Source organism: Pseudomonas sp. UBA5568, from assembly GCF_002425525.1.
GTDB lineage: Bacteria > Pseudomonadota > Gammaproteobacteria > Pseudomonadales > Pseudomonadaceae > Aquipseudomonas > Aquipseudomonas fulva.
This window is the reverse complement of the sequence record NZ_DIMK01000049.1, coordinates 51,101-75,066: the sequence shown is the minus strand read 5'-3', so window position 1 is coordinate 75,066 and position 23,966 is coordinate 51,101. Positions and strand designations below refer to the sequence as shown.

The following is a 23,966-nucleotide window of genomic DNA, read 5'->3' as shown; positions in this document are numbered from 1 at the left end:
TACCCATGCACCAAGCCCGCTATGCCACTGTGGCCAAGGACTTGATCGAGGCAATCGCCAGCAGCCGCTATCCGGTCGGGGGCTTGTTGCCCACTGAAATCGAACTGTGCGCGCTCTACGGTGTGAGCCGGCATACGGTTCGCGCGGCGGTCGAGCAGTTGCAGAGCCTGGGCCTGGTGTCGCGGCGCAAGCGCATTGGGACACGCGTCGAGGCGCGCCACCCTCAGATCGGCTACCGGCAGTCGATAGCGAGCCTGGCAGAGCTCTCGCATCATCTTCAGGCACCCGTGCGTCAGATTCGCGCTGTTCGCCAATTCGTGGCTGCCCCTGAGGAGGCCGAGCGACTGGGGCTGGTGCCAGGGGAACAGTACTTCTGCATCGAGGCGTTGCACAGTACCTCTGCGGGCCACCCCTTGGTGGTGTGTGCAAGCGCCGTCTATGCCCAATCCGACTACGCGCAGGTGATCGAACTGGCCCAGGCACATCCCGAGCAGTTGATCGCCCGCCTGATCGAGCAGCACTACGAGCGGGTGATCGCCGTGATCGACCAGCACGTTCAGGCACAGTCACTGACCCTTGACCAGGCCCGTGTATTAAGTGCCGAGCCGGGGGCACCGGCGCTGTGCGTGGTGCGCCACTACCGCGAGGAAAACGGCGACCTGATGGCGGTCTGCGAAAACCTCTACCCCGCTGATCGCTACAGCCTGGTCAACCAGTTACGTCGCGACCGCATGCCCGCAAGCGCCGCGGCTGTCCCCCCAGCGTTCTGACGCCCCCCAGTACACCCATTGGAGATCCACTCGCATGGCAGCAGAATCGACACGGATGCTTACCGTAGGTGAGGTAGCTCGCCGCAGCGGTATCGCGGTATCGGCACTGCATTTCTACGAAAGCAAGGGTTTGATCGCCAGCACGCGCACGGCTGGCAACCAACGCCGCTATCCGTCGCTGGTGCTGCGCACCCTGGCGATCATCAAGGTGGCCCAGCGCACCGGTATTGCCCTGGATGAAATCAAGCAGGCGTTGGGGCGCTACCCGCCCAACAGCAAGCTCACGGCAGCCCAGTGGGGCGAAATGTCCAGTGCGTGGCGAGAAGACCTGAACCAGCGCATTCGCCTGCTCCAGGCGTTGCGCGACAACCTGGACAACTGCATCGGCTGCGGCTGCCTGTCGCTGGAGCAATGCCCGCTACGCAACCCACAGGATGTACTGGGCGAGGAAGGCAGCGGGCCCAGGATCTTGGACCGGCACGTGCGTGAGGGCACGTAACCGCAGCAGGTGCACGGCGCGGTAGTATCTGGCGCCGCTTTGGTTGGAACCAATCGGCGGCCCTAACGCCCTAACCTTTTGCTATTTAACCAATCCCGTTAGCGAAAGGATGACCGAACCATGAAACGCGAACAGATCGAAGGTGTAGCAGAGAACATTGCGGGTAAAGCCCAGAGCGCTGTGGGCCGTCTGATCGACGATCCGGCCCTGGAAGCCGAAGGTGAAGGCCGTCAGGCTGCTGGCCAGGTGACCAAGACTTACGGCGATGCCGTGAACTGCGTCTCGTCCTTCGTCAAGGAAAAGCCGTTTGCTGCCGTGGCCATCGGTGCCGCGCTGGCCATGGTAGTGTCGCGTCTGCTGCGCCGCTGACCGAATGCATCAGGCCCACGCGGGTGCGTGGGCCTGATGGGCTTCAATGCAGGCTGAACTCAGTTATCCAGTTCATCCTTGACGATACGGCCATCTCGCGGGTCGACCTTGAACTCGTACTGCTTGCCGTCAGCTTTCATCCCCTCGCCTTCCCAATGACCGTCATCGGCTTCGATCTTGGTGATCTGGGTGTAGCCGGCGCCTTTGAGGGCAGCTTCGGCCTGATCCTTGTTCACTTTCCAGTCGGCGCCGGGCTGATCGGCCCAGGCAACAGAAGCGCCCATCGCGCCAACCAGGGCCAGGCCAGTGAACAGTCGAGTCATCGCTTTCATTGCAGGTTTCCTTCTTGGAGGGTGTGAACATGCGACCGACAGTCGGTACGCCGCGTTCATTCCAATCCTCCCAGTGCCGCACGGACGCGAGTGGCTCAGCGCCCTCAACCCGGCTGGCTGACCAGTGCATTACTGACACTGCGCCCGAGCACCAGCACCGTCACGAAACCGCAACCTACCAGTGCCGTGGCCATGCTCAGCAGCACGCCGGTGCCCAGGTGATCGACCACCTGCCCACCAAAGAACGACCCTACGGCGATGATGACCTGGAACATGGCCACGAACAGCGGCATGCCCCGCTCCACATCCTTGGGCGCGACCACGAACATCCAGATGTTCGCGCAGGCAGGAAACGCCCCGAAGGCAAAGCCCCATAACGCGATCAGCATCGCAGCGCCTGTCATGCCAGTGGCAAAGTGCGGGAACAGCGCCGTGCTCACGGCAATCAGCAGCGCCACCAGCAGCAAGGTATGCCGCACGCTGCGGTTGGCCGCAAAGCCTGCGAAGATATTGCCCATGAACCCCGCCACCCCGTAGAGCAGCAGCAATGAGCCAATGGTTGGGCCATCGAAGCCGGCGTTTTGCTTGAAGAAAGGGGCCACGTAGGTGTAGGCGGCAAAATGCGCCAGCCCGATCAGCAACACGGCAATCAGGCCCACGCGCGCCTGTGGATTGATGAACAACGCCGGCAGGTCGCTGATGCGAATGGCCTTCTCCGGCATCAACCGGGGCAGGAGCATGACCTGCGCCAACAGTACCGGCACCCCTACCACGGCAGTGACCAGGAACGTCATCCGCCAGCCCATCAGCCCGCTGAGCCAGGTACCCACCGGCACACCGATGACCGTGGCCAGGGTAACGCCGGCCATGATGATCGAGTTGGCCTTGGCCACCCCGACGCCATCGGGCGCCAGGCGGCTGCTCAAGGCAATGGCGGTCGCCCAGAAGCCACCGATACTCACCCCCAGCAGCACGCGCCCCAGCAGCAACAGGTGAAAATTACCGGCAAACGCGACGATGGCGTTGGCCAGGATCATGATCAAGGTCAGGCCGATCAGCAGGTAGCGCCGGTCCAGGTTGCCGACACCGACAGAAATGGTCGGCGCCGCCAGGGCTGCCATGATGCCGGGCAAGGTGACCATCAGCCCGGCAAGGCCTGCACTGATGCCCAGATCGTTGGCGACGTCGTTCAGCACGCCGACTGGAAGAAACTCGCTGGTCACCAAGGCGAACGCGCCCACGGCCACGGAGAGAATGGCCAGCCACTGCTGGAGCAGGCTTTGCTGTTGGTGTTCGGGCAGACCACGAGGGGCTGGGCTGACGCTTGGCATTGTGCACATTTCCATGACATGGCGCCTGAACGAGGCGCACGAGAGGCTAAATCAGGCCGCGAGTATAAAGAGCACGGGCCGCCAGGCGAGAGGCCGGCCGCTCGATAGTGGTTATCGCCGTGATCGATAGAGCGCAGGGCTCAGGGTTACGCGGGACTTGGAACGGCTTGGCCGGGGCGCCGGACTGGCCGCGATGGGCTGTGATGGGCAGCGCAGCAAACCCAGGATTTCAACGCTACGGCACTTATCCCGAGGACCGCGCTGATCTTCTGATAGGCCGCCCTTCAGATAAATTTCCAAGCCGCCATTGGTCGCCACCCCCTCGGATGGATTAAAGTATCAACCCTTGCCGGGCCGCTGCCATCAGCCGCCTGGTCCTCTATCAGGAACCGTCGCCGATGGAACACCGTGAGGCGCTGATCGCGCTGCGCACCTTTCTCTCTTCCCAGATCCTTGGCCAGGAAAAGCTGGTCGAGCGGCTGCTGATCGTGCTGTTGGCCGATGGCCACATGCTGGTGGAAGGTGCGCCGGGCCTGGCAAAGACCAAGGCCATCAAGGAACTGGCCGAGGGCATCGAGGCGCAATTTCACCGTATCCAGTTCACCCCCGACCTGCTGCCCGCCGACATCACCGGCACCGAGATCTATCGGCCCGAGACAGGGAGCTTCGTGTTCCAGCAGGGGCCGATCTTTCATAACCTGGTGCTGGCGGACGAAATCAACCGGGCGCCGGCGAAGGTGCAATCGGCGCTACTCGAAGCCATGGCCGAGCGCCAGGTCAGTGTGGGGCGAAGCACCTACGACCTGTCGCCGCTGTTCTTGGTCATGGCCACGCAGAACCCGATCGAGCAGGAAGGCACCTATCCCCTGCCCGAGGCGCAACTCGACCGTTTCCTGATGCATGTCAAGATCGGCTTCCCCGACGCTGCCGTGGAGCGCCGCATCCTGGCCCAGGCTCGCGGCGAGGCGCTGGGCGGTGAGACCAAGCCCGAGCGGCGGGTCAGCCAGCAGGCGATCTTCGCAGCTCGCAAGGAAATCCTCGGCCTGTACATGGCAGACGCGGTGGAGGAGTACCTGGTGCAACTGGTCATGGCCACGCGTACGCCGGCCAAATTCGACAACGAACTGGCCGACTGGATTGCCTATGGCGCCAGCCCGCGCGGCTCGATTTCCCTGGACCGCTGCGCACGGGCCCATGCGTGGCTTGCCGGGCGCGATTTCGTCAGCCCCGAGGACATTCAGGCGGTACTGTTCGACGTGTTGCGCCACCGCATCATCCTGTCGTTCGAAGCCGAGGCGGCGGGGGTCGACCAGGACCGGGTCGTGCAGCGTATCCTCGACGTCGTGGCCGTTGCCTGACCCCATGTCCAGCACCCCGCTGATCGAGCCCGGCATTCGTATCACCCTTGCCGAACTCATCGACATGCGCCACCGCGTGCGCGAAATCCAGCTGTTCTCCAACCCCGGCCAACGTAGCCCGCTGGTGGGCCTGCACCATTCCAAGCTGCGGGGCCGGGGCGTGGACTTCGATCAGGTTCGGGTGTACCAGGCCGGTGACGATGTGCGCAACATCGACTGGCGGGTCACTGCCCGCACCCAGGAGCCTCACACCAAACTGTTTCACGAAGAACGCGAGCGGCCGATCTTCATTCTCGTGGAGCAGAGCCAGCGGCTGTTCTTCGGCTCCGGGCTGGTGTTCAAGTCCGTACTGGCGGCTCAGGCGGCGGCCCTGTTCGGCTGGGCCGCGCTGGGGCACAACGACCGGATCGGGGGGCTGGTGTTCGGTGACAACGATCCCCACGAGATCAAACCCAGGCGCAGCAAGCAAAGCCTGCTGCAACTGCTCAATCGTCTGGCCAAGGTCAACCAGTCGCTACACACCGAAGGCGTCGCCCAGGCCGATAGCCTTGGCCTTGCGCTGCGCAGGGCGCGTGAAGTATTGAGGCCAGGCAGTCTGGCCATCGTGATTTGCGATGAGCGCTCGCTGACGCCCCAGTGCGAACAACACCTGGCCATGCTCTCGCGACACTGCGACCTGTTGCTGATGCCGGTATCGGACCCGCTGGACCACGCTCTGCCAGCGGCCGGCTTGCTGAGGTTCGCGCAACGGGGCGCGCAGCTGGAGCTGGACACGCTGGACGAAGGGCTGCGCCAGGCCTACCGGCACCAAGCCGAGGCGCGCATCGAGCGCTGGGAATTGATGGCGCAAAAGCTCAGGGTGCTGCTGATGCCACTGACCACGCAAAGCGAGATGATCGAGCAATTGCGCGATTACCTGAGTGCCCAGCGAATGGGCAGCGCCTCGTGAACCCGCTTGACCAGTTGCAGCCATTGATCGCGCCCCCGCCGATCAGCCCCTGGCCACCGGCGCCTGGCTGGTGGCTGCTGTTGGCGTTGTTGCCCGTGCTGGCCTGGGGCCTGTGGCGCGTGCGTCGCTGGCGCCCACGCAAACGGCCCCTACCACGCACCGAGCAGCCGCTCGACCCGGTGCGCGTGGCGGCGCTCGAGGAACTGGCGCGTCTGCCCCGCCCCTACGACAAAGCGCCTGCCGGCGCCTGGCTGCAGCAGATCAATGCCCTGCTCAAACGGCTGTGTCGCAGTCACTACCCCTTGGCCAATAGCCACACGCTAAATGGCCGGCAATGGCTGGCCTTTCTTGACAACCGCTGCCCGGCAGCAGGCCTGACCCGCTGGATGGTGTTGGTCGAAGGGGCCTACAAGCCCGAATGCCGCCTGGACGACAAGGCCATCGCCGGGCTTAGCCAGGCGGTGGAAACCTGGATTCGCAAGCATGTTTGAACTGGCCTGGCCGTGGATATTCGCCTTGCTGCCCCTGCCTTGGCTGGCACGGCTCGTCCTGCCTGCAGCCGACAGTGGAGAGCCTGTCCTCAAAGTCGGCTTCCTGCAAGAGCTTGAAAGCCTGGCGGGACGCCGCGCCCGCCTGAACCTGCCGACCTGGCGCCAGCAGGCCCCGTTCGTCGTGATCTGGCTGCTGTTGCTGTGCGCCGCCGCTCGCCCCCAATGGCTGGGCGAGCCGATGCCGGTGGCAGCCAGTGGGCGCGACCTGCTGGTGGCAGTGGACGTGTCCGGCTCGATGGACTTCCCGGACATGCAGTGGCAGGGCGAAGACATCACCCGGCTCGACCTGGTCAAGGCGCTGCTGGGCGACTTCTTGCAGGACCGTGAAGGTGACCGGGTGGGGCTGATCCTGTTCGGCAGCCAAGCCTACCTGCAGGCCCCGCTGACCTTCGACAGGCGCACGGTGCGCACCTTTCTCGATGAAGCCCAGATCGGCATCGCCGGCAAGAACACCGCCATTGGCGATGCCATCGGCCTGGCCGTCAAGCGGCTGCGCCAGCGGCCCTCGCAGAGCCGAGTGCTGGTGCTGATCACCGACGGGGCCAACAATGGCGGGCTGATCCACCCCCTCACCGCCGCCCGTTTGGCCGCTCAGGAGGGCGTGCGCATCTACACCATCGGCATTGGCGCCGATCCGCAAGCCACCGGCACCCCTGGCCTACTGGGCCTGAACCCAAGCCTGGACCTGGATGAAGCGTCCTTGCGCGAAATCGCCGAGACCACCCAGGGCGCGTATTTCCGCGCCCATGATGGCGCCGAACTCGATGCCATCGGTGACACGCTTGACCGGCTTGAACCGGTGGCGCAACAGCCGACCCAGGCGCGTACGGCAAAGGCCTTGTATGCCTGGCCACTGGCCTTGGCGCTGCTGCTGAGCGTGCTGCTGGTGATCAGCGTGCAGTGGCCGGACAACCCGCTGCAACGACAATTGCGCAAGCCGCGCTTTCTGCAACCGCACCCACAATGGCGGCAGCGCCTCAAACGCCTGCGCCTGAGGAGGCCGCGATGATCGATCTATGGCCCCAATGGTTGCGCCCGCTGTGGTTGCTGAGCGTTCCCGTGCTCGGCTGGTTGCTGTTCAAGCTTTGGCACCGGCGCAGGCGCGCCGGGCGCTGGCAAATGATCCTGCCCCCGGCCTTCCATAACGTGCTGCTCGGTGGCGGCAGTGGCAACACCAGCAAGCTACCCTGGATAGCCCTGGGCCTTGCCTGGCTGCTGGTGGTGCTGGCCCTGCTGGGCCCGAGCTGGCAACGCGTGGAGCAAAGCCGCCAGCGGCCTGCCGATCCTCTGGTCATCCTGCTGGAACTGACCCCGCAGATGCTGGCCGAGGACAGCCCGCCCAATCGTCTTGAGCAGGCGCGTCGCAAGATACTCGACGTACTCGAGCACCGCCGTGACAGCCAGACCGCACTGGTGGTCTACGCAGGGTCGGCGCATACCCTGGTGCCGCTGTCCGACGACCTGGCCACAACACGCAACCTGCTCGAAGCACTCGACCCCTCGATCATGCCCAAGCCCGGGCAGCGGGCAGACCTTGCCGTGCACAAGGGCCTGGCCCTGCTCGCCCAGAGCGGCCTTGGCCAGGGCCGACTGCTGCTGGTCGGGTCCTCGCTCAGCGCCGCCGAGCGCCAAGGCATCAGCCAGGCCCTGGGTCGCCATGGCCCAAGCCTGCTGATGCTGGGCATCGGCAGCCGTGACGGGGCGCCAGTGCGCCAGGCCAACGGGGAATTTCTCAAGGACGACCAGGGCGCGATCCTGTTGCCACGGCTGGACGGCGCGGCGCTCAAAGGCTTCATCAATGGCACTGGCGGGCGTTACCGGCATGCCCGCATCGATGACCTGGACCTGCGCGGCCTAGGGCTGTTCGACAACCCGCGCAGCACACGCAGCGAAGGCCAGACCCTGCAACTGGACAGCTGGGCCGACCAAGGGTACTGGTTGCTGATTCCGTTGCTGCTGCTGGCGGCCTGTGCTGGTCGGCGGGGTTGGCTGTTCTGCCTGCCGCTGTTGCTGGCCCTGCCCCAGCCCGGCCAGGCGTTCGAGCTCGACGATCTGTGGCTGCGCCCCGACCAGCAAGGCCAGCGCCTGCTCGAGCAGGGTCGAGCGGCCGAAGCGGCCGGCCGCTTCCGTGACCCGCAATGGCGAGGCATGGCCCTGTACCAGGCGGGTGACTATGCCGGCGCTGCCGAGGCGTTTCTGCAGGTCGACACGGCCGCCGCGCACTACAATCGCGGCAATGCTCTGGCATACAGTGGTGAACTGGAAGCGGCGCTGGACGCGTATGATCAAGCCCTGGAGCGTCAGCCAGACCTGCAGGCGGCGCTGGACAACCAGGCACTGGTCGAGCAAATGCTGGCCCAGCGCCAAGGCAAGGCTGCCGAACAGCCCGGCAGCACCGACGCCCAGGATTCGCCTGGTCGTGAAACCGAGGGCAACAGCAGCGCGCAAGGTAGCCCGGCAGAGCCTGCGCCGGGTTCCGACGAGCAGACGGGGGACGGCGCCTCGGCCCAAGGCGACGGCGGTGACCAGGGTGCATCTGGCAACCCGCCAGGCGAGGATGACGATGTGGTCGACCCACCCCACGCGCCTGTCACCACCGCGCTCGATGCCGAGCAACGCCAGGCGCTGGAACAATGGCTCCGAGAAATCCCCGACAATCCCGCGCAGTTGCTACGGCGCAAATTCTGGTACGAACAGCAATTGCAACAGGAAACCCCACGATGAGTCGCTGCGGCGTCTTTCTCCTCATGCTGCTCTGGAACGTGCTGGCTCACGCCGAGCCGTCGCTCAAGGCCAGTGTCGACCGTACACGCCTGGAAGCCGGCGAGAGCCTGGAGCTGACCCTCGAAAGCCAGGATGTGACCGAGTTCGGCAAGCCTGACCTGCGGGCACTGGAAGGTGACTTCGAGGTGCGCAGTACCCGGCAGTTGAACAGCCTGCACACCCTCGATGGCGAGACCCGCGCCAGCACCCGCTGGATCATCACGCTCCTGCCCCGGCGCAGCGGCAGCCTGCAGATCCCTGCCCTGCAACTGGGGCAGTCGTTCAGCCAGCCGGTAGACCTGCAAGTGCTGCAAGCCGATGCCAACCGCCAGGACAACGCCCAGGTGTTCATCGAGGCGACCCTGGACAGCACCGATGTCTACGTGCAGGCCCAGGCTGTACTGACCCTGCGCATCTACCATTCGGTTGCGCTGTATGACGACAGCAGCCTCAGCCCGCTGCAATTGGAAAACGCCAAGGTCGAGCCCCTGGGCGAATCGCGCACCTACGAAAAGGAAATTCAGGGTGTGCGCCATGGCGTGATCGAAACGCGGTATGCCGTCTATGCCCAGCAAAGCGGCACCCTGGACATTCCTTCGCTGACCTTCACCGCCACGGCTGCGGCCAATAGCCAGGGCGAGCAGAACGGCAACGGCGCTGCCCGTGCCGGCCGCCAGGTACAGGTAAGCTCTACGCCGCTGCGTCTGACGGTACGGCCCGTCCCGGCCCAGTGGCCGGCCGGGCTGCCCTGGCTGCCCGCGCGTAGCCTGACCCTGGAGGAACGCTGGAGCCCCGATCCTGCCGCCCAGCAGACCCAGATCGGCGACTCGTTGACCCGCACCGTCACCCTGCGCGCCGAAGGGCTGTCCAGCGCTCAGTTGCCGCCAGTGCCGCCCACCGAAGCCAATGGCCTGCGCCGCTACCCCGATCAACCGTTGTTGCGCAACGAGATCAGCGAACGGGGCATGACCGCCACCCGCGAGGAACGCGAGGCGCTCATTCCCACCCACAGCGGCCCGCTGGCCTTGCCTGCGCTGGAAGTGACGTGGTGGAACACCCGCGAAGATCACCTCGAGCACAGTGGCCTGCCTGCACGCTCGATCACCGTGCAGGACAACCCTGCCCTGGTGGCCGAGGCCCCGGTGGTGGGCAATGGCAGCAGCACACTGCTGTGGCCTTGGCAGCTGGCGACCCTGTTGCTTGCGTTGACCACGCTGGTGGGCTTCACCCTGTGGTGGCGCGCCCGCTCGCAGCCAGCGGTGCTGCGTGCGGCGCAGGCAGGGCCGAGCCCGCGCACCCTGCTGGACGACCTCAAGCGCGCCTGCCTGGCCAACGACCCCCAGGCCACGCGCCAGGCCCTGGATGCCTGGGCGCGGCAACAGCCGCAGACCCTGGCCGAGATGGCGGCGCGCTTCGTACCCTTGTCCGACGCCCTGGATGGGTTGAACGGCGCGCTGTACAGCGAAAGCGGCCAGCACTGGCAAGGTGAAGACCTGTGGCGGGCGATCGGCACCATTCCACCGGCCGAACAGGTGCTGCTGCCCACCGGCGAGAGCGGCAGCCTGCCACCGCTGTATCCCAAGTGAGCATGTGGCGGCGCGTCATCGACCGGGTTCGCGCCGCGTACCGACCGGCTTTACCGGCCCGCACAGCGCCGCGCCCATGGGGTACCATAACGCCCTTGCCCGCTCGCCCGACTTCATACCCACAGGTCATCCATGCGTCTGTTTCACACTTCCGATTGGCACCTGGGCCAAAGTCTCCATGGCCAGGAACGCGACTTCGAACACGCCTGCTTCCTCGAGTGGCTGCTCGGCCAGCTGCACCTGCGCCAGCCTGATGCGCTGTTGATCGCAGGCGACGTCTTCGACACCGTCAACCCGCCGGTCAAGGCCCAGGAGCGCTTGTACGATTTCATCGTCAGGGCCCACGAACAGCAGCCGAAACTCGACATCGTGATGATCGCCGGCAACCACGACTCCGGCTCGCGCATCGAGCTGCCTGCACCCTTGATGCGCCGCCTGCGCACCCATGCACTGGGCCGTGTGCACTGGCTGGACGATGGACAACTGGATGTCGAGCGGCTGCTGATTCCGCTGACCAACGCGCGCGGCAAGGTGACCGCCTGGTGCCTGGCCTTGCCGTTCCTGCGGCCGGCGGAGGTGACCGGCCTGCAACTGGGCGACGACTACCTGCAAGGCATCACCCGGGTCCACCAGCAACTGATCGCCGCCGCCCAGGCCAGGCAGCGCAAGGACCAGGCGCTGATCGCCATCAGCCACGCCCACATGGCCGGCGGTGCGGTCTCCGAAGACTCCGAGCGCAGCCTGATCATCGGCAACGCCGAGGCATTGCCGGCCAAGCTCTTCGACAAAGCCATCAGCTACGTCGCCCTGGGCCACCTGCACAAGCCCCAGAAGGTCAATCGCGAAGAACGGATCCGCTACAGCGGGTCGCCCATCCCGTTGTCGTTTGCCGAGGTGAACTACCCCCACCAGGTACTGGAAGTCACCTTCGACGGCGCGGCGCTGGCCAGTGTCGAGGCTCGCCCAGTTCCGCGTGCGGTGCCGTTGCAACGCATAGGGCCGGCCCCACTGGACGAGGTCCTGACGCAACTGGCCGACTTGCCGGTGGTGGACCTGCTCGATGATCCCAACCGCCAGCCTTGGCTGGAGGTGCGCGTCGTGCTGAAGGAGCCGCAGCCCGACCTGCGCCAGCAGATCGAAACCGCCCTGCACGAAAAGGCGGTACGGTTGATTCGCATAGGTGCCGAGTACGCCGGCCGAACGGCCGATGACGAAGGCCCGGCGTTCGTCGAGCTGGCCCAGATGACCCCGCAAGACCTGTTCAGCCGTGCCTGGGCGCAAGCCTATGGGGACCCTGCCGATGAGCAGACGCTGGCCGATTTCGCCCTGCTGCTGCAGGACGTACAGCACGAAGAAGAGCAACCATGAAGATTCTTGCCATTCGCCTGAAGAACCTGGCATCGCTGGCGGGCCCGATCGATATCGACTTCACCCAGGAGCCCCTGGCAGGCGCGGGTCTGTTTGCCATCACCGGCCCCACGGGGGCGGGTAAAAGCACCCTGCTCGACGCGCTGTGCCTGGCGCTGTTCGGTACGGTGCCACGCCTGAATGACATCGGCCGTGAGGCCAAGGTGCCGGACGGCGATGGCGAGATACCCACCTCGGACCCGCGCAACCTGCTGCGCCGCGGTACCGGCAGTGGCTTTGCCGAGGTGGATTTCGTCGGCGTGGACGGGCGCCGCTACCGGGCGCGCTGGGAAGCGAACCGCGCCCGCGAGAAGGCCAATGGCAAACTCCAGCTCAGCCGCCAGAGCTTCTACGACCTGGACAGCGAGCAGGTGCTGGGCAGCGGCAAGAACGAATACAAGCAGCTGATCGAGACGCGCCTGGGCCTTAACTTCGAACAGTTCACCCGCGCCGTGATGCTGGCGCAAAGCGAGTTCAGCGCGTTTCTCAAGGCCGACGACCGCGAGCGCAGCGAACTGCTGGAGAAACTGACCAACACCTCGATCTATTCGCGGCTGGGCCAACGGGCGTTTGCCCGAGCCCGCGAGGCCGGCGAGGCGCATGCCGCCTTGAAAGAGCGAGCTAGCCACCTGTTGCCCATGCCAGTAGACGCCCGCGCCGAACTGGACCAACGCCTGGAACAGGCGCAGCACCAGCTCAAGGCCGACCAGGCTGGCGAGCGACAGCTGGAGCAGCAACGCAGCGGGTTGATCGAGCAGGAGCAGCTTCAAGCCCAGCACGCGCAGGCCCGCACTGCCCTGGAGGCTGCCGAGCAGGACTGGCAAGCCTTGGCCGAGCCGCGCCTGGACCTGGCGCGCCTTGAGCGTCTTGCCCCGCAGCGCCATCAGTTTCACCGCCAGCAGGCACTGGCAGCGCAGCGCGCGCCGATCACCGCCAAACTTGACGAACACACCCGGCAGCTCGCCGAGCTGCAGCAGCGTACGGCCGAGCAGCAGCAGGCGCTGGAAACAGCCCGTCTTGCGTTGACCGCCGCCCAGGCCGCCCATAGCGACGCCGGTCCCTTGCTGCGTCAAGCCTTCACTGCCCAGGACAACTTGGCCCGGCTCGATCAGCAACTGGCCGTCCAGCGCAGCGACAGCCAGCAGGCCGAACATCAGGTGGCTGAGGCCCAACAGCAGTTGCAGCAACTGCACGCCAGCCAAGAACGCAGTCAACAGCAACTGGCCCAGATCGACACGGCGTTGGCCCACAGCCAGCACCTGGCCGGGCTGGCCAGCGCGTGGCATGCCTATCTGCCGCAGCTCAAGCAGGTGATGCTGATCGGCGGCCGCCTGGGCAAAGGCCGCGAGGAACTGCCCGGCCTGCAGGCTCAAGCCAGCCAGGCCACTGCGCACCTTCAGGCCGAACGCGACGCCCATGACGCCCTGTTCCAGGAAGCCAAGGCGCAGCCCGACGCCCTGGCAGAACAAATCGACCTGCTCGGCAGCATGCTGCAGGACAACCGCAAGCAGCATCGCGCCGTGGAGCAATTGACGCTTGTAAACGCCCGCGTGCTTGAGTTGCATCAGCAACAGGCCACCCTGCGTGAACGTCAGCAGCAAGCCATGGTCGAGCGCCAGCGCCTGATCGGCGAAGGCACGGCCGCCAAGGCTGAGCTGGAAAGCGCCGAGCAGGCACTGAACCTGACGCGCCAACTGCTGGAGCGCCAGCGGCTGGCCCGCAACACCACGGTCCAAGCCCTGCGTGAGCAACTGCGGGGCGGCGAGCCCTGCCCGGTGTGCGGCAGCGCCGAACACCCGTTCCACCAACCCGAGGTGTTGCTGCAAAGCCTGGGCGAACATGACCAGGCCGAAGAAGCGGCTGCCCAGCGTCAGGTCACAGCGCTCAATACGCGCCTGGTGGAACTGCGCACCCAGCTAGGGGTGGTCAATGCCCAGCTCAAGGACTATCAGCAACAGCTGCCGGTATTGGACGAACACTTGCAGCCTTTGGTCGCGCAGCTTCATGAGCACGCCCTCTGGCCTGCATTGGCCCCCCAGGACGATCATGCCCGCAGCAGCTGGCTCGACGGCCAACTACGGCGCCTGGATACCGAAATCGGCAACGACGAGACGCGCCAGCGGGCCTTGCTCACCCTGCAAAAAGAAGCCGCTCGCCTCAACCAGCAGCTGCAAGCCGCCCAGGACGCGCACCAACAAGCGCAGCGCCATCTTGAGCAACAGCACCTGGCACTGGAAAACGACGAGCGCCTCCTTCAGCAAGGGCTCGCGGACTTGGCCGGGGTACTGCCCGACGAAGCGCTCAAGGCCCTGCAAGACGATCCGGCCAATGCGTTTCTTGCCCTGGACCAACAGATCGCCCAGCGCCTGCACCAGCTCGACCAACGCAACGATGAGCTGGAAGAACAGCAAGCCCGCCAGGTCCAGCTGGACAAACTGCACGATCAACACCAGGTGCGTGTGCAACGCCTCGCGCAGCTTGGTGAGCAGCTCAGAGCCTTGGAGGAGCAGCGCCAGCACGCAATGGCCATGCTCGCGCAATTACTGGGCGAGCACATCAGTGCCGAGGCCTGGCAACAGCACATGGACACCGCGCTGGAGCACGCGCGCGCGGTCGAGGCGGACCTCGCCCAGCGCCTGCAAGGCTTGCATACCCAGGCTGTGCAAGTGGCCGGTGAGCTCAAGGCCAGCACCGAGCAGTTGCAGGCGCTGGAGCAAGAAGCCAGGCAGCTGCATGATCAGATCGCCCAGTGGCGCGACGCGCACCCGGAGCTGGACGATACAGGGCTCGATCGCCTGCTGGCCATGGACGACACTCAGGTCGGTGAACTGCGCCAGCGCCTGCAGGGCGCTGAAAAAACCCTCGAGCAGAGCCGTGTGCTGCTTCAGGAACGCGAGCAGCGCCTGCACCAGCACGCGGCGCTGATCACGCTGGACACTTCGGTCCAGGCTGTGGACCAGGCGCTGCTCGAACTGCGTGAGCGTCTGGTCGTTCACGAGCAGACCTGCGCCGAGCTGCGGGCCCAACAGGCGGATGACCAGCGGCGACAGCACGCCTCGCAGGCCCTGGCCGAGCAGATGGAGCAAGCCCGACAGCAGTGGCAGCGCTGGGCGCGGCTCAGTGGTCTAATCGGCTCGGCTTCGGGGGACGTGTTCCGCAAGATCGCCCAGGGCTACAACCTCGATCTGCTGCTGCACCATGCCAACGCTCAGCTGCGTCAACTGGCGCGGCGCTATCGGCTCAAGCGCGGCGGCAGTGCGCTGGGGTTACTGGTACTGGACACCGAAATGGGCGATGAACTGCGCTCGGTGCACTCGCTGTCAGGCGGTGAGACCTTCCTGGTTTCCCTGGCCCTGGCCCTGGGGCTTGCCTCGATGGCATCGAGCACCTTGCGCATCGAGTCGCTGTTCATCGACGAAGGCTTCGGCAGCCTCGATCCCGAGTCCTTGCAACTGGCCATGGATGCGTTGGACGGCTTGCAGGCCCAAGGTCGCAAAGTGGCTGTGATTTCCCACGTGCAGGAAATGCATGAACGCATACCGGTGCAGATTCAAGTCCGGCGCCTGGGCAACGGCTTGAGTGACGTTGAGGTGTGCGGTTGATCCTCTATTCGTTTCGCCGCTGCCCTTGGGCCATGCGTGCCCGGCTTGCGTTGCGCTATGCCGGCTGCGAGGTGACCGTGCAGGAGGTGGCCATGAAGCACAAACCCGCCGCCCTGCTGGCACTGTCACCCAAGGGCACCGTCCCGGTGCTGGACACCGGAGATCAGGTAATCGATGAAAGCCTGGATATCATGCGCTGGGCACTGGCGCAGAACGACCCGCAAGACTGGCGCCTGTCGAGCTCGCCCGAAGCGGCGCAGCAAGCCGATGCACTGATCGCCGTGAACGACACCACCTTCAAGGCCCAGGTGAACCTGTACAAGTATGCCGAGCGGTATCCCCAGCAGTCACAGCACGACTACCGCGACGCTACGCACCCCTGGCTGGAGCATCTGGAGCACCTGCTGCAAAACCGCCCCTACCTGTTGGCCGATCACCCGAGCATCGCTGATGCCGCCCTGTTGCCGCTGATCCGGCAGTTTGCCGCAGTCCAGCCCGACTGGTTTGCCACAGCCCCCTATCCGAGGGTTCGTGGTTGGCTGCAAGGCTGGTTGGCCTCGGACGTGTTCAAGGCCATTATGGCCAAGTGATTCAAGCGCCGTACCGCTTGAACGTCATCGTATGAACTTCAGGTCCGACGGTGCCGACTGATCGAAGGTCTGTACCGTTTCCCCCAGCTTGCCCGTGAGCGGATCGCGGCGCATGACCTTGATCTGGTTGCTCTTCTGATTGGCAACCAGCAGGAACTTGTCAGTGGGGTCCAGCGCGAATTCACGGGGGTGGTCACCTTCGACCGAGCGACGTTGCACCAACGCCAACCGTCCATCCTGCTTGCCCACGCTGAACACGACGATCTCATTGGCCGTGCCGCGGTTGCTGACGTACAGAAAGCGACCGTCCGCCGACAGGTGCAGGCCCGCGCCTGCCTTGGCAGCCGCCTCCTGGCGTTCGGTCAATGGCAGACGCTGGCGTTCGATCAGGTTGCCCTCCTGGACATCGAACACCACCACTTCGGCATGCATTTCCAAGGTCAGGTAGGCATGTTTGCCGCTGGCGTCGAACAGCAAATGCCGTGGCCCACTGCCCGCAGGCAACGACACCGAGGCAGGCTGGGACGGGGTCAGTGGCTTTTTCGTGCTCGCCCCGTCGTAGCGGTAGACGAACACCTTGTCTGCACCCAGGTCGCTGGCATAGACATGCTGGCCGTCTGGAGACGGCACCACCGAATGGACATGGGCACTGGCCTGCCGCTCGGGGTTGACCCCACTGGCTTGATGACGCACCTGCTGGACCACCGACTGCAAGGCGCCTTGCCTGTCGACTGGCAACACCGAAAGGCCGCCGCCTGGGTCGGGGTCGACCGCGTAGTTGGCCACGAACAGATAACGCTGGTCCTGGCTGAGGCTGGCGTGGGTCGGCTCGTCGCCCTGGCTGGGCTTTTGATCGAGCAGGCGTACACTCCCATCGCTGGCAATGTTGAATGCGCTGACGTGACCGTCTGCGGTTTCATTGACGGCAAACAGCAGGCGCTTGTCTTCGGAAAGCACCAGCCACGAGGGGCTGACGCTCTCTACCACCTGCAGCGGTTCGGGGCGGATTGTGCCGGCTTCGCTGTCGAAGGCGTAGCGGTAGATGCCTTGGCTGGCACCGTCTGTGTAGGTGCCAACCAGCAGAGTGGCAGCCTGGGCAGTGTAGGTCAGGGTCATGCAGCTAGCGGTCAGCAGAGTCTTCCAGGTCCGGTTCATGGTCTTCTTCTTCCGGTGCGCGAAATGCATCCAGACAGATCAGTCGGTGCTCACCTTCGGCAGTGCAGATGCGCCAGTCGTTCACTTCTTTACTGGCCGCATCGACCTGCGCGGCGGTGAATACCCAACGCCGCAGTTGGCGGCCGTCCATGCATTCGATGGCAAGGCCCTGCTCGTCGCAGGTGAAATCGAACGCGTGAAGGCCGTCTATCAGAAGCATGTCGCAGTGTTGCAAGGCGCTGGCAAGTGGTGACATGGGGGTACCTGTACGGGACATTGCATGTGGAAAAGCCCTGCATTATACCCCCATGGCCGCGCAACGCCCGGTCGTTTCAATGGGCGAAAATCGAGCCCCCCGCCTTGCCTGCCATCTTCTCGGGCTTGATCAGGAACCGCGCCAGCGCCGGCAGTAGCCACAGCGCACCGAACATGTTCCACAACAGCATGAAGGTCAGCATCAGGCCCATGTCCGCCTGGAACTTGATCGCCGAGAAGATCCAGGTACATACCCCGATGGCCAGGCACAGGCCGGTGAACAGCACCGCCTTGCCGGTGGAGCGCAGCGTCTGGTAATAGGCTTCCTGCAGCGGCAACCCGGCGCGCAGGAAGCTCTCCAGACGGCTGTAGATGTAGATGCCGTAGTCCACGCCAATGCCTACCCCTAGCGCAACCACCGGCAGCGTCGCCACCTTGACGCCGATGCCCATGTACGCCATCAGCGCGTTGCCCAGCACGGAGGTCAACACCAAGGGCAGCACGATGCACAGGGTCGCGGCGAAGGAACGGAAGGTGATCAGGCACATGACTGCCACGCACAGGTACACCAGGATCAGAATGGTCAATTCGGCCGACTTGATCACCTCGTTGGTGGCCGCTTCGATACCGGCGTTGCCGGCAGCCAGCAGGAACTGCAAGCCTTCTCTGTCGTGGCTGTCGGCAAACGCCTTGGCAGCGGCCGTCACCCGCTCGAGGGTCTCGGCCTTGTGGTCATTGAGAAACACCAGCACCGGGGCCAGCGAGCAATCGCCGTTGTACAGGCCATCGGCCCGTGCGATGGAGTTGTTCAGGACATCGGGGTTGCGCGAGAGGGTTTCCCACTTGAGGCTACCCTCGTTCATGCCCTTGATCACCTGTTTGGACACGCTGACCAGGGAAATGGCCGACTGCACACCCGGCGTGTTTTCCATGGTCCACATCAGCTCGTCGATCGGCGCCAGGGTCGAATGCACCGAACACTGCTCGGCGGCCGTCTTGACCATGATCACCAGCACATCGGAACTGGTGGAATAGTTGCTGATGATGAAGTTGTTGTCCTGGTTGTAGCGCGAGTCGGGCCGCAGCTCCGGTGCGCCCTGGTCGAGGTCGCCGATCTTCAGGTTCTGGCTGTACCACAGCCCCCCGGCGAAGGCGACCAGGGCCAGGGCGATGGAAACCGGCGCCACCCTGGGGCTGGCAAAGCGCGACAGCATCCGCCAGAACGGGTGCTCGCGGGTGGCGTCGCGCTTGCTGCGCTCGATGGCCTTCTTGCTGATACCCACATAGGAAATGGCCACCGGCAGCAGAATCAGGTTGGTGAAGACGATCACCGCGACGCCGATGGATGCACCGATGGCCAGTTCGCGGATCACGCCGATGTCGATGATCAACAGGGTGATGAAGCCCACGGCATCGGCGAGAATGGCGATCATGCCTGGCAGGAACAGTTGCCGGAACGTGCGCCTGGCCGCCGTCAGGGCGTTGTCTGCATCGCTCGATTGCAGGGCAATGCCGTTGATTTTCTGCACACCGTGGGAAATGCCGATGGCAAAGATCAGGAACGGCACCAGCATCGAATACGGATCCAGGCCGAAGCCGACCGCATGCATCAGCCCCAGTTGCCACACCACCGCCACCAATGTGGTAATGAGCACCGCGATGGTGCTGCGGATGCACCAGGTGAACCAGTACAGCAGCACCCAGGTGATCAGCAGGGCGATGCCGAAGAACATCACCACCATGACCAGCCCGTCGATGAGGTCACCGACCTTCTTCGCGAACCCGACGATATGCACCTTCACATTGGGGTTCTGAGCCTGGAACTTGTCGCGAATCTTTTCTTCGAGCAAGTGGGAGAACTGCTGGTAGTCGAGCTTGACCACCCGCCCTGGGTCCTGTGGGTCGGGGTAACTTTCCAGCAGTGGCACGTCGATGATGCTGGATTTGAAGTTGTTGCCCACCAGCCGCCCTATCTGCCCGGACCGCAGCACGTTGTCGCGCAGGGTATCGAGGCTGGCCTGCGAGCCGTCGTAGGTGTTGGGAATCACCTCGCCACCGGAGAACCCCTCCTCGGTGACTTCGCTCCAGCGCACGCTCGGGCTCCACAGCGACTTGAGCCCGGCCCGATCGACGCCTGGGATGTAGAACACCTCGTCGTGGATCTGGCGCAGGGTCTCCATGTAGTTTTTGTCGAAGATGTCGCCATTGACCGCCTCGACCGAGATGCGCACGGTGTTGCCCAGGTTGGCCAAGTCGTTGCGGTGCTCCATCATCTGTTCGATGAACGGATGCTGCAACGGGATCATTTTCTCGAAGCTGGTGGAGGGGCGAATTTGCGTGGCCTGCCAGAACAGGAAGAGGCTGACCAACACACAGAGGATGATGACCGCCGGCCGATTGTTGAAGATCAGGCGTTCGAGCAGTGTGGCTTTGTCCTGATGATGCGGCTGCATGGGAATGTGCTCCTGGCTGCTCATGGCTGTGCCTCACTGCCGGCGGCATCGAGCCCCTTGGCATTGGCGATGTGGGCGCCGCCCTGCCCTACCAGCAGTAGCTCGCCGTTGGGCAGGCCGCTGACGCCGGACAGGGCGATGCGGTCCGGGCGGTTGTGGACGCTGAAGGTCTGGCCGGCATCGGTGCTGCGCAACACGCTGCCGCCGTTGCCGACCACCACGACGGTGCCGTCATCGAGCAAGGTGGCACCGGCCAGGCCGAATTCGAGCTCGCCTCGCGCAGCCTGCAAGGGGATCGATTGCCAGGTGTCGCCGAAGTCGGTGGAGCGCAGCAGGTTGCCGCGCAAGCCGAACGCCAGCAGGGTACGCGCCTGGGCAGTGCCGATCACGCCGAACAGCGACCCCTGGTAAGGCCCTTCCACTTTCTGCCAGTGCTGCCCGTTGTCCTCGGAGCGGTACATGCTGCCCTGCTCCCCGACGATGAACAAACCAGCGTCACGCACCTGGGTGATGGCATTGAGGTGCAACTGGTCGGGGTTGTCGAGGCGCTCGGCCACGTCCTGCCAATGCTGGCCCCCGTCCGTGGTTTCGAGCAAGGCGCCGTAGGCGCCGACGGCCAGGCCGTGCTGGGCATCGAGGAACACAATGTCGAGCAAGGGCGCTTCGCGCGACACGTCTTCGAACTGCTTGCTCCAGGTCGCCCCGCCGTCGCCGGTGGCGAGGATCTGCGCATCGTGGCCCACGGCCCAACCGCGCTTGTCATCAAGGAAAAAGACAGCCGTCAGCAACTGGCGGGTTGGCACGCGGGCCTGAGTCCAGGTGCTGCCCTGGTCATCGGAGAACAGGATATGGCCACGGTCGCCGACCACGACCACGCGCGTGCCCGCATGGGCAGCGTCGATCAACAGCCTTTGACTGGCTTTGGCCGATTCGGTGGAGTATTCATCGGCTGACGCAGCCTGCGCGCCTTGCCATCCACTCAGTGCAAGGGTGAGCACTGCTGCGGCCGCCATCGGCCATCCAGCGCGCCTGCTCCAATTCCTCATGACTGCCCCCGATTGTATTTTTGTTGGGTGGGTCAATACCTTGCAGAAACGCACAAATGCCTGCAATAGAGGCCTGCAAGGGCGTGCGGTGATCGTAACGGGAGGATTTGGAGGAGCACAACGGGCGGGGTGTTATGTTTTGTTATCAGCGCAAGGCGCGTGGTTCATGCGCAGAAGATGCAGCGCCTGCAGGGGAACAGGATTCCCCGGCAGGCGCTGCGTGTGCAGCGTAACAACGTCGGCAGTCGAAATCGGGGGGCCATCAGGCGCCCCCCGGGGCGTCATGCCAGGCTTTTACTCACGACTTCGTACACGTCACTGGAGAGTTCACCAGCGGCCAGAATCCGCTCCAGCTCACCCTTCATCAGGGCCTGCCGGGCGGCGTCATACTTGCGCCAGCGGGTCAGCGGCGCCAATTGCCGGGAGGCGATCTGCGGGTTGAGCGCATTGAGCTCGATCACCAGATCCGCCAGGAAGCGGTAGCCGGAGCCATCGGCAGCATGGAAGTTGACCAGGTTCTGGCCGGCAAAGGCGCCGACCACCGCGCGCACCTTGTTCGGGTTCTTCAGGGTGAAGGCCGGGTGTTGCATCAACGCCTTCACCCGTGCCAAGCCACCTGGCAAGGTACTGGCCGCCTGCACGCTGAACCACTGGTCCATGACCAGGGGGTTGTCCTTGAAGTGCTCAGCAAAGCTTTCCAGGGCCTTGGCGCGCTCGGCCTCGAAGGGCGAGTTGACCAGCACCGCCAGGGCCGTGAGGCGCTCGGTCATGTTGTCGCACTGCTCGAACTGCTCCAGGGTCGCTTCCAGCACCTGCGGTTTGGCGCTGAGCATCAGGTACGACAGGGCGATGTTCTGCAGGCTGCGGCGAGCAAAGTGCTCGGCAGAGGCAACGTACGCGGTGTTACGCGAGACCGCGCGGTTGGCCTGGTAACGCGTCCAGAGCGGCTCGAACAAGTGCTCGGCAATTTGCCGGCGAGCGAACTCGCGGGCTGCGTGGATGGCGTCCACATCGGCCACCTGGCTGATCTCGGTCAGGTAGCCCTCCCCTGGCAGCGAGAGCATTTCGGCCACCATGGCAGCATCGAGCGAGGTGTCGCCCAGCACCGTATCCAACGCCTTGAGCAGACGCGGGTCCAGTTGCAGCGCCTGACCAAGCTGGTGCTGGCCGATCAGCTCCTGCAACACCTGAACGGCCAGTTGCTGACCGGCTTCCCAACGGTTGAAGCCGTCGCTGTCGTGCTGCATCAGGAACATCAACTGGTCGCGGTCGTATGGGAAGCTCAGCTTGACCGGGGCACTGAAACCGCGCAGCAGCGACGGCAGCGGCCGCGCTTCAATACCCTGGAAGACGAAGGTCTGCTCGGCCTCGGTCACCGACAGCACCCGGGTGCTGCCCACTGCCGAGGACTCGCCCGCCAATTGCAGCGGCAGGTCGTTGCCCTGGGCATCGAGCAGGCCCAATTCGACCGGAATCACGAAGGGCAGCTTCTCGGCCTTGTCTGGGGTGGGTGGGCAGCTCTGGCGGAACGTCAGGCTATAGGTGCGCGCCGCTTCATCGTAGGCATCGCTCACCTCCAGGCGCGGCGTACCGGCCTGGCTGTACCAGCGCTTGAACTGAGTCAGGTCGACGCCGTTGGCATCTTCCATCGCCTTGATGAAGTCGTCGGTGGTCACCGCTTGCCCATCGTGACGCTCGAAGTACAGGTCGCTGCCCTGGCGGAAGCCCTCGGCCCCCAGCAGCGTGCGCACCATGCGTACCACTTCCGAGCCTTTTTCGTACACGGTCAGGGTGTAGAAGTTGGAAATCTCGATGAAGCTGTCAGGGCGCACCGGGTGGGCCATGGGGCCCGCATCCTCGGCGAACTGATGGGTGCGCAGGTAGGCAACGTCCTCGATGCGCTTGACGGTGCGTGAATTCATGTCGGCGCTGAACTCGGCATCGCGGAACACCGTGAAGCCTTCCTTGAGCGACAGTTGGAACCAGTCGCGGCAGGTGACGCGGTTGCCCGACCAGTTGTGGAAGTACTCATGGGCCACCACCGCTTCGACCCGCTGATGCGCGGCATCGGTGGCCGTTTCGGCGCGCGCCAGCACGCAGCTGGAGTTGAAGATGTTAAGGCCTTTGTTTTCCATGGCCCCCATGTTGAAGTCGTTGACCGCGACGATCATGAAGATGTCCAGGTCGTACTCGCGGCCATACACCTCTTCGTCCCAACGCATGGACTTCTTCAGGCTGACCATGGCGTGGTTGCACTTGTCGATGTTCTCCGGCTCGACATAGATGCGCAGGGTCACATCACGGCCCGACTGGCGGGTGAAGGTGTCTTCCACGCACCACAGGTCGCCTGCGACCAGGGCGAACAGGTACGCCGGCTTCATGAACGGGTCTTCCCAGGTCGCCCAGTGACGGCCATCCTCGGCAGGGCCGCTGCCTACCGGGTTGCCGTTGGAGAGCAGCACCGGGTAGCGATGCTGTTCGGCGATCACCGTGGTGGTGAAGATGCTCATGACATCGGGGCGATCGAGGTAGTAGGTGATCTTGCGGAAACCCTCGGCTTCGCACTGGGTGCAGAACATCTTGCCGGACTTGTACAGGCCCTCGAGCGCTGTGTTGGTTTCCGGATGGATCTTGACGGTGGTGTCGAGGGTGAATTGCGCTGCCCGTGGCTGGACGGTCAGGCTGCCTGCGTCGATCTGGTAGTCGCCGGCCTGCAAGGGTTCATCGTCGAGGGCGGCGCGCACCAGCTCGAGTTGCTGGCCGTCGAGCACCAGCGCAGGCAGGCCGCCCCCATGCACCGGGTTGCGGCGCATGATCAGTTGCGCGTGGACCAGGGTGTGGTCTTCGAACAGCTCGAAGGTCAGGTGCGTTTCGTCGATCAGGTACTCAGGCGCCTTGTAGTCCTTGAGATGGATCACTTGCGGTTGTTCGGTACGCATCTGCAGGTCCC

Annotated in this window: 19 protein-coding genes; 12 read left to right on the top strand and 7 right to left on the bottom strand. The window is 64.5% G+C overall.

What is annotated here, in order from left to right; genetic code table 11:
• The first annotated feature begins 5 nt into the window (after positions 1-5).
• The 3 genes from B2S33_RS16125 to B2S33_RS16115 all read left to right on the top strand — a co-directional run bounded on the left by B2S33_RS16125 (position 6) and on the right by B2S33_RS16115 (position 1,638).
• Positions 6-770, top strand: coding sequence for a GntR family transcriptional regulator (locus B2S33_RS16125; RefSeq protein ID WP_059183183.1), 765 nt, complete (start codon positions 6-8; stop codon positions 768-770).
• A 34-nt stretch (positions 771-804) separates the two neighbouring features.
• Positions 805-1,269, top strand: coding sequence for a redox-sensitive transcriptional activator SoxR (gene soxR, locus B2S33_RS16120; protein WP_145280831.1), 465 nt, complete (start codon positions 805-807; stop codon positions 1,267-1,269).
• A 120-nt stretch (positions 1,270-1,389) separates the two neighbouring features.
• Complete coding sequence (locus tag B2S33_RS16115; RefSeq protein ID WP_023533700.1) at positions 1,390-1,638, top strand: CsbD family protein; 249 nt, start codon at positions 1,390-1,392, stop codon at positions 1,636-1,638.
• Positions 1,639-1,697: 59 nt separating this feature from the next.
• On the opposite strand, the gene B2S33_RS16110 is transcribed toward B2S33_RS16115, so the two are convergent.
• Both B2S33_RS16110 and B2S33_RS16105 read right to left on the bottom strand, forming a co-directional pair.
• Positions 1,698-1,970 (bottom strand): PepSY domain-containing protein, encoded by a 273-nt coding sequence (locus B2S33_RS16110; RefSeq protein ID WP_027916528.1) that lies wholly within the window; start codon positions 1,968-1,970, stop codon positions 1,698-1,700.
• Positions 1,971-2,074: 104 nt separating this feature from the next.
• Positions 2,075-3,301, bottom strand: a complete 1,227-nt coding sequence (locus B2S33_RS16105) for an MFS transporter (protein WP_027916527.1) — start codon at positions 3,299-3,301, stop codon at positions 2,075-2,077.
• A 398-nt stretch (positions 3,302-3,699) separates the two neighbouring features.
• Here B2S33_RS16105 and B2S33_RS16100 point away from each other — a divergent pair, with 398 nt between their 5' ends.
• The 9 genes from B2S33_RS16100 (at position 3,700) to B2S33_RS16060 (ending at position 16,107) form a co-directional block, all read left to right on the top strand.
• The gene (locus B2S33_RS16100) at positions 3,700-4,659 is read left to right on the top strand and encodes an AAA family ATPase (protein WP_023533720.1); all 960 of its coding nucleotides are present in this window, start codon (positions 3,700-3,702) and stop codon (positions 4,657-4,659) included.
• Between the two features lie 4 nt (positions 4,660-4,663).
• Positions 4,664-5,608 (top strand): DUF58 domain-containing protein, encoded by a 945-nt coding sequence (locus B2S33_RS16095; protein WP_027916525.1) that lies wholly within the window; start codon positions 4,664-4,666, stop codon positions 5,606-5,608.
• Complete coding sequence (locus B2S33_RS16090; RefSeq protein ID WP_027916524.1) at positions 5,605-6,099, top strand: DUF4381 domain-containing protein; 495 nt, start codon at positions 5,605-5,607, stop codon at positions 6,097-6,099. Before B2S33_RS16095 ends, B2S33_RS16090 begins: the two co-directional genes overlap by 4 nt.
• A complete protein-coding gene (locus B2S33_RS16085) occupies positions 6,092-7,168 on the top strand; it encodes a vWA domain-containing protein (protein ID WP_145280833.1) in 1,077 nt (358 codons plus the stop codon). The genes B2S33_RS16090 and B2S33_RS16085 overlap by 8 nt, the downstream gene beginning before the upstream one ends.
• The gene (locus B2S33_RS16080; RefSeq protein WP_145280835.1) at positions 7,165-8,883 is read left to right on the top strand and encodes a tetratricopeptide repeat protein; all 1,719 of its coding nucleotides are present in this window, start codon (positions 7,165-7,167) and stop codon (positions 8,881-8,883) included. Before B2S33_RS16085 ends, B2S33_RS16080 begins: the two co-directional genes overlap by 4 nt.
• Complete coding sequence (locus B2S33_RS16075; protein ID WP_145280836.1) at positions 8,880-10,508, top strand: BatD family protein; 1,629 nt, start codon at positions 8,880-8,882, stop codon at positions 10,506-10,508. The genes B2S33_RS16080 and B2S33_RS16075 overlap by 4 nt, the downstream gene beginning before the upstream one ends.
• A 132-nt stretch (positions 10,509-10,640) precedes the next feature.
• The gene (locus B2S33_RS16070) at positions 10,641-11,876 is read left to right on the top strand and encodes an exonuclease SbcCD subunit D C-terminal domain-containing protein (RefSeq protein ID WP_288650645.1); all 1,236 of its coding nucleotides are present in this window, start codon (positions 10,641-10,643) and stop codon (positions 11,874-11,876) included.
• Complete coding sequence (locus B2S33_RS16065) at positions 11,873-15,517, top strand: AAA family ATPase (RefSeq protein WP_288650643.1); 3,645 nt, start codon at positions 11,873-11,875, stop codon at positions 15,515-15,517. Before B2S33_RS16070 ends, B2S33_RS16065 begins: the two co-directional genes overlap by 4 nt.
• On the top strand, positions 15,514-16,107 hold the full coding sequence (locus B2S33_RS16060; protein WP_028688150.1) for a glutathione S-transferase: 594 nt from the start codon (positions 15,514-15,516) through the stop codon (positions 16,105-16,107). The genes B2S33_RS16065 and B2S33_RS16060 overlap by 4 nt, the downstream gene beginning before the upstream one ends.
• Positions 16,108-16,131: 24 nt before the next feature.
• Here the strand turns inward: B2S33_RS16060 and B2S33_RS16055 are convergent, their stop codons facing one another.
• The 5 genes from B2S33_RS16055 to pepN all read right to left on the bottom strand — a co-directional run bounded on the left by B2S33_RS16055 (position 16,132) and on the right by pepN (position 23,955).
• Complete coding sequence (locus B2S33_RS16055; protein ID WP_088523045.1) at positions 16,132-17,262, bottom strand: lactonase family protein; 1,131 nt, start codon at positions 17,260-17,262, stop codon at positions 16,132-16,134.
• Positions 17,228-17,518, bottom strand: a complete 291-nt coding sequence (locus B2S33_RS16050) for a DUF5629 family protein (RefSeq protein ID WP_027916516.1) — start codon at positions 17,516-17,518, stop codon at positions 17,228-17,230. Before B2S33_RS16050 ends, B2S33_RS16055 begins: the two co-directional genes overlap by 35 nt.
• A gap of 76 nt (positions 17,519-17,594) precedes the next feature.
• The gene (locus B2S33_RS16045; protein WP_027916515.1) at positions 17,595-19,970 is read right to left on the bottom strand and encodes an efflux RND transporter permease subunit; all 2,376 of its coding nucleotides are present in this window, start codon (positions 19,968-19,970) and stop codon (positions 17,595-17,597) included.
• A 20-nt stretch (positions 19,971-19,990) separates the two neighbouring features.
• Positions 19,991-21,016, bottom strand: coding sequence for a WD40/YVTN/BNR-like repeat-containing protein (locus B2S33_RS16040; protein WP_027916514.1), 1,026 nt, complete (start codon positions 21,014-21,016; stop codon positions 19,991-19,993).
• Between the two features lie 281 nt (positions 21,017-21,297).
• A complete protein-coding gene (gene pepN / locus B2S33_RS16035; protein ID WP_028688147.1) occupies positions 21,298-23,955 on the bottom strand; it encodes an aminopeptidase N in 2,658 nt (885 codons plus the stop codon).
• Positions 23,956-23,966: the final 11 nt, after the last annotated feature.

What these genes read in the sequence shown, in the direction of transcription:
- B2S33_RS16125 (WP_059183183.1), top strand. Translation starts at nt 6, where the DNA reads ATGCACCAAGCCCGCTATGCCACTGTGGCCAAGGACTTGATCGAGGCA.
- soxR (WP_145280831.1), top strand. Translation starts at nt 805, where the DNA reads ATGGCAGCAGAATCGACACGGATGCTTACCGTAGGTGAGGTAGCTCGC.
- B2S33_RS16115 (WP_023533700.1), top strand. Translation starts at nt 1,390, where the DNA reads ATGAAACGCGAACAGATCGAAGGTGTAGCAGAGAACATTGCGGGTAAA.
- B2S33_RS16110 (WP_027916528.1), bottom strand. Translation starts at nt 1,970, where the DNA reads ATGAAAGCGATGACTCGACTGTTCACTGGCCTGGCCCTGGTTGGCGCG.
- B2S33_RS16105 (WP_027916527.1), bottom strand. Translation starts at nt 3,301, where the DNA reads ATGCCAAGCGTCAGCCCAGCCCCTCGTGGTCTGCCCGAACACCAACAG.
- B2S33_RS16100 (WP_023533720.1), top strand. Translation starts at nt 3,700, where the DNA reads ATGGAACACCGTGAGGCGCTGATCGCGCTGCGCACCTTTCTCTCTTCC.
- B2S33_RS16095 (WP_027916525.1), top strand. Translation starts at nt 4,664, where the DNA reads ATGTCCAGCACCCCGCTGATCGAGCCCGGCATTCGTATCACCCTTGCC.
- B2S33_RS16085 (WP_145280833.1), top strand. Translation starts at nt 6,092, where the DNA reads ATGTTTGAACTGGCCTGGCCGTGGATATTCGCCTTGCTGCCCCTGCCT.
- B2S33_RS16080 (WP_145280835.1), top strand. Translation starts at nt 7,165, where the DNA reads ATGATCGATCTATGGCCCCAATGGTTGCGCCCGCTGTGGTTGCTGAGC.
- B2S33_RS16075 (WP_145280836.1), top strand. Translation starts at nt 8,880, where the DNA reads ATGAGTCGCTGCGGCGTCTTTCTCCTCATGCTGCTCTGGAACGTGCTG.
- B2S33_RS16070 (WP_288650645.1), top strand. Translation starts at nt 10,641, where the DNA reads ATGCGTCTGTTTCACACTTCCGATTGGCACCTGGGCCAAAGTCTCCAT.
- B2S33_RS16065 (WP_288650643.1), top strand. Translation starts at nt 11,873, where the DNA reads ATGAAGATTCTTGCCATTCGCCTGAAGAACCTGGCATCGCTGGCGGGC.
- B2S33_RS16055 (WP_088523045.1), bottom strand. Translation starts at nt 17,262, where the DNA reads ATGAACCGGACCTGGAAGACTCTGCTGACCGCTAGCTGCATGACCCTG.
- B2S33_RS16050 (WP_027916516.1), bottom strand. Translation starts at nt 17,518, where the DNA reads ATGTCACCACTTGCCAGCGCCTTGCAACACTGCGACATGCTTCTGATA.
- B2S33_RS16045 (WP_027916515.1), bottom strand. Translation starts at nt 19,970, where the DNA reads ATGCAGCCGCATCATCAGGACAAAGCCACACTGCTCGAACGCCTGATC.
- B2S33_RS16040 (WP_027916514.1), bottom strand. Translation starts at nt 21,016, where the DNA reads ATGAGGAATTGGAGCAGGCGCGCTGGATGGCCGATGGCGGCCGCAGCA.
- pepN (WP_028688147.1), bottom strand. Translation starts at nt 23,955, where the DNA reads ATGCGTACCGAACAACCGCAAGTGATCCATCTCAAGGACTACAAGGCG.